The 13,036-nt window shown below is 61.7% G+C and carries 8 protein-coding genes; 2 read left to right on the top strand and 6 right to left on the bottom strand.

Going from position 1 to position 13,036, the window contains the following annotated elements; genetic code table 11:
- Positions 1-424 precede the first annotated feature (424 nt).
- The 3 genes from ald to ACMO9O_RS08515 all read right to left on the bottom strand — a co-directional run bounded on the left by ald (position 425) and on the right by ACMO9O_RS08515 (position 5,621).
- The gene (ald, locus tag ACMO9O_RS08525) at positions 425-1,531 is read right to left on the bottom strand and encodes an alanine dehydrogenase (RefSeq protein ID WP_418983442.1); all 1,107 of its coding nucleotides are present in this window, start codon (positions 1,529-1,531) and stop codon (positions 425-427) included.
- An 85-nt stretch (positions 1,532-1,616) separates the two neighbouring features.
- Positions 1,617-4,046: a TonB-dependent receptor gene (locus tag ACMO9O_RS08520; protein ID WP_418983441.1), complete on the bottom strand. Its 2,430-nt coding sequence runs from the start codon at positions 4,044-4,046 to the stop codon at positions 1,617-1,619.
- 123 nt (positions 4,047-4,169) lie between these two features.
- Positions 4,170-5,621: an aminoacyl-histidine dipeptidase gene (locus tag ACMO9O_RS08515; protein ID WP_418983440.1), complete on the bottom strand. Its 1,452-nt coding sequence runs from the start codon at positions 5,619-5,621 to the stop codon at positions 4,170-4,172.
- Positions 5,622-6,030: 409 nt separating this feature from the next.
- Between ACMO9O_RS08515 and ispF the strand changes: the two genes are divergently transcribed.
- Together ispF and ACMO9O_RS08505 are read left to right on the top strand one after the other, a co-directional pair.
- Positions 6,031-6,510: a 2-C-methyl-D-erythritol 2,4-cyclodiphosphate synthase gene (gene ispF / locus ACMO9O_RS08510; protein WP_418983439.1), complete on the top strand. Its 480-nt coding sequence runs from the start codon at positions 6,031-6,033 to the stop codon at positions 6,508-6,510.
- A gap of 348 nt (positions 6,511-6,858) precedes the next feature.
- Entirely contained in the window at positions 6,859-8,271 is a 1,413-nt protein-coding gene (locus ACMO9O_RS08505) for a hypothetical protein (protein WP_418983438.1), read from the top strand.
- Positions 8,272-8,297: 26 nt separating this feature from the next.
- Here ACMO9O_RS08505 and ACMO9O_RS08500 read toward each other — a convergent pair whose 3' ends face one another.
- The 3 genes from ACMO9O_RS08500 to uvrA form a co-directional block, all read right to left on the bottom strand.
- Entirely contained in the window at positions 8,298-8,948 is a 651-nt protein-coding gene (locus ACMO9O_RS08500) for a hypothetical protein (RefSeq protein ID WP_418983437.1), read from the bottom strand.
- Between the two features lie 142 nt (positions 8,949-9,090).
- Entirely contained in the window at positions 9,091-9,633 is a 543-nt protein-coding gene (locus tag ACMO9O_RS08495) for a DUF4251 domain-containing protein (RefSeq protein WP_418983436.1), read from the bottom strand.
- Positions 9,634-10,126: 493 nt separating this feature from the next.
- Positions 10,127-12,946, bottom strand: a complete 2,820-nt coding sequence (uvrA, locus tag ACMO9O_RS08490) for an excinuclease ABC subunit UvrA (RefSeq protein ID WP_418983435.1) — start codon at positions 12,944-12,946, stop codon at positions 10,127-10,129.
- Positions 12,947-13,036: the final 90 nt, after the last annotated feature.

Here is a 13,036-nt window from a genome sequence, read left to right as displayed (position 1 = left end):
AGCCTCCGGCGGCGGAGGCCCAAAAGGATAGTCGCACCGGATGCTGGTCGGTCAGACCAATGTAAACACGCTCTCTATCGTCGAGCCTCGCGGCGGGGACGCCGCGTCTGCAAATCTGATCCCACCCCTGCCCCCTCGCTCGGGAGGGACGAAGAACATCAGATATGAATTTTTTGCATGCCGGCAGCGGCTCGAAGAGCCGGCGGGCCGCAGCCTCCGGCGGCGGAGGCCCGCTTATCGCGTGCCCCGCAGGCTGCCGCCCGAGAATTTTCCGCAAGCGCGTTCCTTCGCAGACTGCCGCCCGAAAAACAGCTCTTCACAAACAGCGACAAGTCTGCCAGAGACCACTCCCGATAAACGGCGCAGACCGCGCGAAGAAGCGCTTAAAATAAGCGGGGAGGAAAACTCCCTCCCCGCTTCAGTCTCAGAGTGTCAGCGGCACATAGGGTAGCCCCCACGCCTCGGCCACGGATTTGTAGACCACCTTGCCCTCGACGATGTTGAGGCCCCGTTCCAGCTCGCGGTTCTCCTTGCAGGCCCGCCGCCACCCCTTGTCGGCCAACTGGATGGCGTAGGGCAGCGTGGCGTTGGTCAGCGCCAGGGTCGAGGTGTAGGGCACGGCTCCCGGAATGTTGGCCACGCAGTAGTGCAGGATGCCGTCGACGTAGTAGACCGGGTCCTCGTGCGTCGTCGGGCGCGACGTTTCGAAGCAGCCACCCTGGTCGATGGCCACGTCGACCATCACCGTCCCCGGCTCCATATCCTTGAGCATGTCGCGCGTAACCAGCTTCGGGGCTTTCGCGCCCGGGATCAGCACCGAACCGATCACCAGGTCGGCGCGCTTGAGCTCCTCGCGGATGTTGTATTCCGACGACATGAGCGTCTTGACGTTCTTGGGCATCACGTCCGCCAGATAGGTCAGCCGCCGGAGCGACACGTCGCAGATCGTCACGTCCGCACCCGTACCGGCCGCCGTGCGCGCCGCAGCCGTGCCGACCACGCCGGCCCCGATCACGAACACGCGCGCGGGCTTCACCCCCGGCACGCCGCCCAGCAGCTTGCCCTTGCCGCCACGCGGCTTCTCGAGGAAGTAGCGCCCCTCCTGCGTCGACATGCGGCCCGCCACCTCCGACATGGGAATCAGCAGCGGCAGCGAATGGTCTTCGCGCTCGACGGTCTCGTAGGCGCAGCAGATGGCCCCGCTGTCGATCATCGCCCGCGTCAGGGGTTCGCTGCTGGCGAAGTGCAGATAGGTGAAAATGATCTGTCCCGCCCGCACGAGCTTGTACTCGGGAGCGATCGGCTCCTTGACCTTGATTATCATGTCGGCCGCGGCGTAGACCTCCTCGATGGTGGGAAGAATCTCCGCCCCCACGGCCTTATAGGCATCATCGGCAAAACCGCTGTTCACACCGGCCGTAGCCTGCACGTAGACTTTGTGTCCCCTTTTGGTCAGCTCCTGAGCGCCCGAGGGGGTAAGAGCAACGCGGTTCTCGTTGTTCTTGATCTCTTTGGGAATACCGATAATCATTTTTTAAAGTTTTGAGGTTTTCACCCAACAATTTACGAATTTTGCACCAATCTCCAAAAAATCCGGACGATTTTTTACAAACTGCTCAAAATCGGTAAGAGATCGTAAGGAAAAACGAACGCGGATAAATATAGGTATAGCGCGTCGCCTGCGGCTCGTAATAGGTCCCGTCGCCCGCCCGGAGCCGCCGCACGCGCAGCGACTCCCACCCGCTGTAGGCCGCGTCGTTCTCCCCCGTGAGGTTGCGCAGCATCAGCGCCGCGGCCAGGCGCGAGCGCCCCAGGTAGAAGGTCTTGAAGAGCGCCGCATCCACCGTCCACGCATCGTGCAGCCGCTCCTGCACGGTAAAGGCGTCGAACGCCTCGGGCATCAGCCCCGCCTGCCGGGCCAGCCGCTCGGTGCGGCGCAGCGCCTGCGGCTCGACGTAACGGCCGCCGGCAAAGCCCGCCGAGAGGCGGAAACCCCACCCTTTCGGTCCGAAGTAGCTCAGCTCGCCGCATCCGGTCCACTGCGGCGCTCCGCCGATGCGGCAGCCGCCCATGTGGCTCGCGGCATCCCGGTCGACGGGGGTGTTGTCGACATCGGAAAGGACCGTGATGCGCGGGTCGCGCACGTAGCGGTAACGCCCGGCGGAGGCCGCCAGCGACAACTGCCAGCGGTAGGACAGGCGGAACTGCGCGGCGATCTCCGCACCGAGGGCCAGCGTCCCGATCCCTGTTTGGGCCAGATCGGCGTAGACGCCCGCCAGATCGTCGTAGTAGCGCACCGTGCGGATCGCATCGAAGGTCGCCGTGGCGAAAGCCGCCGCCTGCAACTCGACCGCGGGGCCGGTCAGGCGGAACGTCGCCTCGGCTCCGTAGAGGCGCTCGGGGACGGGGTCGTCGACCGTGCGGTTGTTGTACTGGGGCTGGAGGAAGAGGTGCTCCGCCTCGGGAAGCGCGGCGGCCACGAGCGCCGCGGCCCCGATGTAGTTGCGCGGCGAGAAGGACCATCCGGCGGAGAATTTGAGCGTGTAGGGTGTAAAGCGCATCCTGCGCGAAGGTCCGAACGAGCCTTCGCCCGGGAAAAGCTCCTTTTCGTAGTGGCCGCGGCGGCAGACGACTGCATCGCCGAACATCGCCGCCAGATCGGCCCGGAAGCGATCCGAACGGTACTCCGCCCGCAGCCGGACGCGCAATTCGCGGACGGTGAGCGTGTAGTCGTAACCGAAGCGGTCCCCCTCGCGGACCACCCGCCCCGGGTGGCGCAGGTCGTTTTGCATGAGGTTGCCGTAGGTGTCGTCGTCGACGAGGTATTGGTCGATGTCGACGATATGATCCGCGCCCAGCAGGTCGCGCATCCGCTTGAAACGGCGTGTTGCAAGATAGTCGTAATCAACCCCGTAGCGAAGCGTCAGCCGCGGGTCCGGCTCGGTGGTGAATGAAGCGGCCGCCCGCAGGTTGCAGAGCCGCTCGGCACGCTCCTCCAGCGCATAGACCGCCTCTCCGCCCGCCATGCGGTTGCGCGCGATCAGGGCATCCCAGTCGATCTGCGTGAAGCGCGGGTCCCGTTCGCGCCAGACCCGCTCGGTCTCCCGGTCGCCGGTGTAGCCGGGCAGGCAGCGGTAGTTGTCGGGCATCGGGGTGCGTGCGTCGTACCACCCCAGGCCGCTGTACGAGCGCTCGCCCGCCTCCGCGCCGAACGATGCGCGGAGCGTCGTCACAACCGACAGCGGCATGTCCCACACGGCTGCGGCCAGCGGAACCGCCTCGCGCCGCACGCGCGCGTTGCGGACCTTGCCGTTTTGAAAGCCCCAGGCGGGGTTGTAAAGGCGGTCGCCCGTAAGCACGAAAGCCTCCTCGACGGAGGAGAGGCGCGTTCCCCGCGCCGAGAGCGGCACGGCGGCCAACAGCGCGAGTTCGCCGCGGCCGAAGGATTTGGCCAGCCGGAACCCCGCCGTCAGCGCATTCGTAAAGACGCCTTCGACCTGCAGGTCGCGGCCCGTCCGCGCATCGAGGGCCGCCGCGCCCCGCCATCCGCGGCCCAGCTCCCCGACCGCAGCCAGCTGTGCCCCCACCCGGTAGTTCCGGTCGGTAAGGCGCACCGAAGCGTAAAACGGCAGCAGCGGCATGTCGTCGCCGAAGCGAAACTCTCGCACGCCGCCCGCACCGCCCGCGGTCTGCACCGCCGAAGCCAGCCCGGGCCTCGCCTCCTCCTCCGCACCCAGCAGGCGCACGACGGAAAAATAGCGGTAAGGCAGCGCGACGCCCCCGACCGAGGCCGCCTCCGCCGTAAAGGGCTGCCCGCGGCGCTTCACGGCGACCTGCGGCAGGGCGAACCCGGCGATGCGGTCGTAGAGGTCCGGCGCGTGCTGCACGGCGCGGTAGAAGAGCGCCGAATCGGTCAGCAGCCGCACCACGCGCTCCTCCGGTTCGGCAAAGGGGTAGTAATCGTCGGCCCCGGACTGCCCCGCCGCCCTGCCCGCATAAAGCAGGCAGAGGAGCAGGAGCGGCAGGCGTACGCGCGGTGGAAACATCCGGGGAGCTGTTTATTCTACAAATATAACCGTTTTTATCATTTATGCAAGAGTTCGCTGCGCAAAAAAAACCGGGAACCCGCTTGTAAGCAGGCTCCCGGCAAACGTTCGTGACCGGAGCGTCTAAAGCGTCCGGAGCACCTCCCGGAGCAGGTCCCAGAATTTGGGGACCGTGGCGATCTCCAGCCGCTCGTCGGGCGAATGGACGCCGCGCAGCGTCGGGCCGAACGACACCATCTCCAGCTCGGGGTATTTTTCGAGGAACAGTCCGCACTCCAGCCCGGCATGGATCGCCCGCACCTTCGGATCGACGCCGAACAGGCGCTTGTAGCTCGCCACCGTAACTTCGAGCAGTTTCGACTGCGGGTCGGGCGTCCAGCCCGGGTAGCCGTCGCTGTGCGCCACGTCGGCCCCGGCCAGCGCGAAGACCGACTCGACCATCTGCATGACGTAGGTTTTGGCGCTCTCCACCGAGGAGCGCTGCGACGAAGTGACCACGATGCGGTTCCCCTCCTCGAACTTGACCGAGGCGAGGTTGGTGGAGGTCTCTACCAGTCCCGGCACGGCGAACGACATGGCCACCACGCCGTTGGGCACGCCCACCAGCGAGTAGACCAGCCCGAACTGCGTCCGGGCGTCCAGCACCTCGTCGACCTCGGGCATCTCGTTGAGCGTGATCTTGAAATTCGGCTCGCGCAGCCGGAATTCGGCCTTGAGATCGGCGGCGAAGAGGTTGTAGCGCTTGAGGAACTCCGCCTTGTATTTCGCCGGCACGCCGAAGATGGCGTACGCCTCGCGCGGTATGGCGTTGCGCAGGTTGCCGCCCGAGAAGTAGCTCAGCTTCAGCTCGCACGACTGCATGCCCTCCCACAGCAGGCGCGCCACGGTCTTGTTCGAATTGACGCGCCCCTTGTCGATGTCGTCGCCCGAGTGGCCGCCCATCAGGTCGGAGACGTCGACGCGGAAAAAGGCGTAGTTTTTCGGCGCCTGCTCCATCGTGTAGTGGAACGTGGCGATGGTGTCGATGCCGCCCGCGCAGCCGATGAACAGCTCGCCCTCGTCCTCCGAATCGAGGTTGATGAGGTATTTGCCCGTCAGCATCCCCTCGCCCAGCTCGAAAGCGCCGGTCAGTCCCGTCTCCTCGTCCACCGTGAAGAGCGCCTCCAGGGGGCCGTGCTGCACGGCAGGGTCGATCAGCGCGGCCAGCGCCGCCGCCATGCCGATGCCGCAGTCGGCGCCGAGCGTCGTCCCCTCGGCCCGCACCCACTCCCCGTCCACGCGCACGCGGATCGGATCGTTGTCGAAGTCGAACTCCACGTCGGAGTTCTTCTCGCAGACCATGTCCATGTGCGACTGGAGGATGACCGCCGGACGCTCCTCGTAACCCGGCGTGGCGGGCTTGCGCATCACCACGTTGCCGATGGCGTCCTTCTGATAGTCGATTCGGTGCTGCTTGGCGAAATCGACCAGAAAGTCGATGATCTTGCCCTCCTTCTTGGACGGGCGCGGCACGCGGGTGATGGCGTCGAACTGCTCCCACACCAGGCGGGGTTCCAGATTGAGGATTTCAGACATAGGCGTATTGTTTTACATTGGTTTTACATTCGTTTACTGGCAACCGTTCCGGCCGGGAACTCCCCGGCTTATTTAGGGGCCGCGCGGGCCGCAGCCTTCGGTGGCGATGGCCCGTTTTTCGCGCTGTCCCGCCGACTGTCGACCGGGGCGCTGCCTCGTCGCCCGCGCTGCCGATCCGCCGAACTGTCAGACTGCCGATCCGCTGCCCTGCCGTCTGGCGTCCGGGCCACCGAACCGCCGCCCGATCCGTCGAACCGCTGCCATGCCGACCGCCGACTGCCGACTGCCGACTGTTCCGCCGATCCGCACGGAGAAAACCGCGCAAGCGGAGCGCACCGATCGCGTCGGGCACACGCTGTTTTGCAAAAATAGCGATTTTTCCTATCTTTGGCAACAAATCTTACGGATTATGGATTTCAGAATCGGACACGGCTACGACGTGCATGCGCTCCGCGAGGGGCTTCCGCTGGTGATGGGCGGGGTTGCGATACCCCATACGAAAGGGTGCGTGGCCCACTCGGACGGCGATGTGGTGATCCACGCCCTGTGCGACGCGCTCTTAGGAGCGGCCGCGGCGGGCGACATCGGGATGCACTTCCCCGACACGTCGGACGACTTCCGCGGGATCGATTCGAAGATTCTGCTGCGCCGCGTGGCGGCGATCGTGCGGGAAAAAGGGTATGAAATCGGGAATGTGGACTGCACCGTCCGCATGCAGCGGCCCCGCCTGCGGCCCTACATCGACGCGATGCGCCGCGCGATGGCCGATGCAATGGGTGTAGGCGATGACCGGGTATCGGTCAAAGCTACGACCACAGAGCATCTTGGTTTCGAGGGGCGCGAGGAGGGGGTCTCCGCCTCGGCGGTGGCATTGATTTTCCGGCCGTGAGGCGGAAAAGCAATGAAAAATGAAAAATTAAGAATTAAAAATTCTATCTTTACCGATACAAATTCCAAACCACACGGCCTATGAAGCAGTAAAAAACAGCTATCGAACACGCGCCTCCGGGCGCACCGACATATAAAAGCGCATCGGCTTTTCTTCTTGCGTCAGAAAATTGGACACTTTCTATTGCATTGAGGAATTAAAGTTGATGCTCGCGCTGTTTTACGGCGCGGGCATTTTCTTCTATCTCATTGCATGGGTCGTCCAATACCTCTGACGCGGATAAAGGAATTTGTCCGCGTTTTTTATGTTATAACACCACTCGATTATAATTTAATCATTCGTAATCAAATGAAGAAATTTAGCTTGTTAATGATAATCGCTTGTTTTTTATTCAGTCCGGTCGAAGCGAAAAAACCCGACTTCTATACAGTAGGTGTGCCTGACGAAGATGTATACTTTTACAAGATGCCCGATATTACGCTTAAATTACGGCAACAGCCGCCAACCGTTCATCTCTTACCCGGATTAAAAGCATTCTTGCATGAAAATCCATCCCCAAGGGTAATAGTAAGAGTAATAGATGCGGGCCATGAAATTGCGGAGCAAGAGCGGATCCGTCCCTATTATAACTATATCGAAGAACAGCTTACCCGCATCGGCTTTCAGGTTCTTGACCGCGGCTTGATAAGTCAACTAACCGATAAAAACGGATATGTCAATTATACCGATATTCGAAAAAAAATCGATGCCGACCTAATTATCGAGGTTTCCTGGTTGCGTTTTGCTCAGGAAGAGGATCGAATACGAATCGACACGATCATTGCAGATGGTCCCGTTGAAGAACTACGGTATAAAACAGTTGATTCCGTAGAATATACCAATCTGAAAAAGCCCGGCAAAGATGGTTCTGTTTGGTTGAGGCGTTACGGATTTTATCCTCGAGTCATAGGTTATACGGTTCTTAATGAAATGAACGGTCCTTCAATCGAATACGAACTGGATGGATTGAACGATTTCAAGCATCAGATCGAATCATTTCGCCCAGAGGTGTTTTTATCCGTAGTCTCGGCGACTTTCAAAATCATACAAATAGATAAAGGTACTGTCGGAGGAACTATTAAAACGGTTTACTCCCCTCTGAAATGGGAAAAAGAGATAACCATAGTTAGCAAAGGGCTATGGTCACACGGTTGGAAACGGACACCCCCTTATTACTTCCATTTTCGCAGCTATAGCACTGGAGATGGCGGTATTTTAAAAGCATCAAAAGAAAATTATAATCCTCACTGGTGGCTGTCTACAAGAATAGTCTTTAAACAAGATCAAAAAGACATTCTATCAGCCATTATCAATGGATGGTTTAAGGAGTATTTTACATCTACAACTGTAATAAATGGAAAATTAACGTTTTGCGTTCCAGACGGGGAACGGTTTGTTCGTTTTGCCGCCGACCTCAATGCCGGTATCGACGCAAAAATATCCGATGCAAAAACACGCAGCAATTATGGGGAGCAGACAGCAACAAGCCATAGCCAGACGACAACCGGAAGCGGCCGGGCATCGACCTATTATAATTCGTACAACTCCTCGACCTACGGACATTACGGCGGTACGACGCAAGGTGGCTCACACAGTGCCACACAGGGAGGCTCGACAACGATCTACACCGATGCCGAATATTTGAAGTGCTCAGACTTCTACGAATATTACCGGCCTTTGTCGGAAAAATTTGCAGAGGAACTTGCCAAATACATTCAATAATGAATGCCGTCCGGTTGGACGGCGTTTTACCCGATCCGCCGGAATTTCGGGTCCTTGATCCGCTTGTTCCACAACCAGCCGACATAGCGCATGGTGACCGAGGGGGTGATGAGCGTCAGGACCGTTTCGCCCGTGGCGGTCGAGACGGCCAGGTCGGCGTGGTAGAGTGCGTCGCCGTCGGAGATGTCGAACGAGACGGCCCACCCCCACTGCATGCGCGAGGACTGGTAGTTGTGGATCGACATCGAATCGAAGTTCAGCATCTCGATATACTGCGTCACGCCCCGCTCCGTGGGCAGGTGCACCTCAACGTGGTCGACGAACATTCCGAAGAAGAAGTAGTCGGTGTAGATCGAGCGGATCATTCCGCCGGGGAGCTGCTGCATGGAGTTGGGGAAGAACATGTAGTCGCGCGACTGCACCAGCGAGTCGATCTTCGCGGCGTAGACCTTGGCCTTGTAGGCGCGCCGTTCGGCACGGTCCATCCCCTTTTCGGACTCTTCGTAGACGGTCGTGTGCTCGACCACCTGCACGGCAGGCTGCTGGACGGGGACCACCGTGGTCTGCGGCACGCTGTCGGCGCCGGAAGTGCCCAGCGTGTATTGCGGCGACTGTGCGGAGACGGCGCAGGCGGCCAGCAGCCCCGCGCCCAGGGAACAGAGGAAAGAAATTTTCATATAGGGTAAAATTTAGTGACGCAAAGGGGGTTAAAAAGCCCCCGCCGGAGCGGGGGTTTGGGGTGGTTCAGGCTTGTAAATGGGCGCAACGCCGCGCGCAACCGCCTGCGGACACGGATTCGGGTCCGGGGATATTCACCCGTCAATAGAGCTGCGAAATGCTGCCCGAATACTGCACGGGGTTGTACCAGGGGTTGGTGATGGTCAGCGTCGCGCCGCCCGTGCGGGAGAATATCTCGAAGGTGAACGTGTAGGTCGACGCCGAGAAGAGCGACGTGGAGAAGGTCACCATCCACCCCTCGTGCGTCTGCTCGGTGAGGTAGCCCTGCAAGTCGTTGACCGTGTAGTTGATGATCGTCATGTAGTAGGGCGGCACGTAGCCCTTGATGTAGGGAAGGCAGATATCGGCCGTACCGTCCCAGATGCCGACATTGAACTCGGGGTTCATGATCTGACGCAGCGGACCGGCCGGCTCGCGCTGCATGGTCTGGGGGTTGAACTGGAAGTTGCGCGAAAGGACGATCGAATCCATCGTTTTCTCGAAGTTGGCGATCCGCTCGGCACGCCGTTTCTCACGGATTTCGCGGCGCTCCTCCTTGGGCGACAGCATTTTTCGCTGACCGATGACCGTAACGGCCGCCGCACACAGCAAGAGGCCCACGACAAAGATGACTGTTTTTTTCATGGCACATAAGGTTTGTTACGGCCATGAATGCAAGAAATATACCGAATGTCGAAAAAGAATCGCTTCCCACGGCCGAATGGTTTCCGAACGGACCGCAGCGGGGTGCAGCTTCGTCTTGGCGGTGGTTCCTGAACGTTGGGAGCCGGGTCAGCCCCTCACAGCCCCAGCACCGGCTCCGGTCAACCTCTCACAGCCCGAGCTTTTTGGAGGAACTGGCCCGGGTAGCGCGTGTGCGCCCCTTACAGCCGAGCTATTGGAGGAACTGGCCCAGGTAGCGCGTGTGCGCCAGCCTCGGTCGGCCCTTACAACCGCATCGGGCCTCGGTCGGCCCCTTACAGCCCCAGCTTTTGGAGGAACTGGCCCTTATAGCTGCGCGGGCAGCGGGCCTCGGTCAGCCCCTCACAGCCCGAGCTATTGGAGGAACTGGCCCGGGTAGCGCGTGTGCGCCAGCCTCGGTCGGCCCTTACAACCGCATCGGGCCTCGGTCGGCCCCTTACAGCCCCAACTTTTGGAGGAACTGACCCGTGTAGCTGCGTGCGCACCGGGCCACCTCGCCCGGCGTACCCGTTGCGATGATCTCGCCGCCGGCCGCGCCCCCCTCGGGACCGATGTCGATCAGGTGGTCGGCGACCTTGATGACGTCGAGGTTGTGTTCGATGACGATGACCGTATTGCCGCGGTCGACCAGCTTGTTGAGCACCTCCAGCAGCAGGCGGATATCCTCGAAGTGAAGCCCCGTGGTGGGTTCGTCGAGGATGTAGAGCGTGCGGCCCGTGTCGCGTTTGGAGAGTTCGCTGGAGAGCTTGATGCGCTGGCTCTCGCCCCCCGAAAGCGTCGTGCAGGGCTGTCCGAGCGTCAGATAGCCCAGCCCCACCTCCTGAATGGCCCGTAGTTTCTGGTAGATGTTGGGGATATTCTCGAAGAACTCCACGGCCATGTTGACCGTCATGTTGAGCACGTCGTCGATCGACTTGCCCTTGTACTTCACCTCGAGCGTCTCGCGGTTGTAGCGGTGGCCGCCGCACGCCTTGCAGCGCACGTAGACGTCGGGCAGGAAGTTCATCTCGATGGTCTGCACCCCGGCGCCGCGGCACTCCTCGCAGCGGCCCCCCTTGACGTTGAACGAGAAGCGCCCCGCCTTGAAGCCGCGGATCTGCGCGTCGGGGGTCATCTCGAACAGCTTGCGGATGTCCGCGAAGACATTCGAATAGGTCGCCGGATTCGAGCGCGGCGTGCGCCCGATGGGCGACTGGTCCACCACGACCAGCTTGTCAATGTGCTCGATCCCCTCCACCGCATCGTACGCGAGCGGCTGGTCGAAGGAGCGGTAAAGCGCCCGGGAGAGGATCGGCCGCAGCGTCTCGTTGACCAGCGTCGACTTGCCCGAGCCGCTCACCCCCGTCACGCAGATGAACTTGCCCAGCGGAAATTCGGCCGTGATGTTCTTGAGGTTGTTCCCCCGCGCGCCCCGGATGACGACGCTTTGGCCCGTCCCCTTGCGCAAAGTCTGCGGAATTTCGATGCGGCGGCGGCCCGTCAGGTAGTCGGCCGTGATGGTGTCCGTCTTCAGGATGTCGCCGAACGTCCCCGCGGCGACGATATGGCCCCCCTTGCGGCCCGCCCGCGGACCCACGTCGACGATGAAGTCGGCGGCGCGCATCATGTCCTCGTCGTGCTCGACGACGATCACCGAGTTGCCCGCATCGCGCAGCTCCTCCAGGCTGCGGATCAGCCGCCGGTTGTCGCGCTGGTGCAGCCCGATCGACGGTTCGTCGAGGATGTAGAGGACGTTGACGAGCTTCGATCCGATCTGCGTGGCCAGCCGGATGCGCTGGCTCTCGCCGCCCGAGAGCGAACGCGACGAGCGGTCGAGCGACAGGTAGCCCAGCCCCACGTCCATCAGGAAGCGCAGCCGTTCGCGGATCTCCTTGACGATCTCCTGCGCGATGCGCTGCTCCTTGTCGGTCATGTACTCCTCGATATGCGCCACCCACGCGGCGAAATCGGCGATCGAGAGGGCCGAAACATCGGCGATGCTCTTGCCGCCGATGCGGAACTGAAGGGCCTCCTTCTTCAGGCGCGTGCCGCCGCAAAGCGAACATTTGCGGTAGACGAGGAACTGCTCGCGCCACTTGCGGCCCCGGGCCGACTCCTCGTCCTCGGTGCGGCCGATGTACTCGGCCACGCCCTCCCACGCCACGAACTGATTGCCGCCCGCGGAGCCGAACTCCGAGAGGTTGACCGTCAGCGGCTCCGAGTCGCCGTACAGCACGGCGTTCAGCCCCTCCTCGGAGAGGGTTTCGACGGGATCGTCGAGCGTGAAGTCGTAGCGCCGTCCCAGCATCTCCAGCAGGGCGAACAGGAGGTTGTTGCGGTACTTGCCCAGCGGCTCGACCGCCCCCTCGCGCAGCGAGAGGTGCATGTCGGGGATGATCTTCTGCAAATCGAACACCGCCTCCTCGCCAAGGCCGTTGCAGTGGGGGCACGCCCCTTTGGGGGAGTTGAACGAGAAGGTGTGGGGCGCCGGGTCCTCGAAGGCCATGCCCGTGGAGGGGCACATCAGGTGGCGCGAGTAGAAGCGCATCTGCTCGGTCCCGTAGTCGTAGACGGCCATCGTGCCCTTGCCCTGACGCAGGGCTTCCCGGAGCGAGGTCATCACCCGCTCGCGGGACTCTTCGCCGGCCACCAGCCGGTCGACCACCAGATCGATGGTGTGTATCTTGTAGCGGTCGAGCCGCATGCCGGGCGAAATCTCGCGGATCTCGCCGTCGACCCGGGCGTAGATGTAGCCTTTCTTGGCCAGCGACTCGAACAGCTCGCGGTAGTGCCCCTTGCGCCCCTTGACGATGGGGGCCATCAGCGCGATGCGGCGGCCGGCGAACCCATCGAGGATCAGTTCGGCGATCCGCTCGTCGGAGTAGTGGACCATCTCCTCGCCCGTGACGGGGGAGTAGGCGCGCGCGGCGCGCGCGTACAACAGACGCAAAAAATCGCTGATTTCGGTGACCGTGCCGACCGTGGAGCGGGGGTTCTTGTTGGTGGTCTTCTGCTCGATGGCAACCACGGGGCTCAGGCCCGTGATCTTGTCCACGTCGGGGCGCTCCATCGTCCCGACGAACTGCCGCGCATAGGTCGACAGGGTCTCCATGTAGCGGCGCTGCCCCTCGGCGTAGATCGTGTCGAAGGCCAGCGACGACTTGCCCGAACCCGAAAGCCCGGTGATGACCACCAGCTTGCGGCGCGGTATTTCGAGGTCGACGTTCTTCAGGTTGTGCACCCGCGCGCCGAGTATTTTGATCGTCTCTTCTTTCATCGTCGGAATAACGTATGCGGCGCCCATTTTATTGGCCGGGGCGACGCCTGCGGAAAATCGCGTAAAGATACAATATTCCGTCCGAAGAAC

Origin of the sequence: Alistipes sp. (assembly GCF_048465635.1) — a bacterium.
In the GTDB taxonomy this organism is placed as follows: domain Bacteria; phylum Bacteroidota; class Bacteroidia; order Bacteroidales; family Rikenellaceae; genus Alistipes.
Note: the sequence above shows the minus strand (reverse complement) of the source record. Positions and strands in the feature narration are given on the sequence as shown.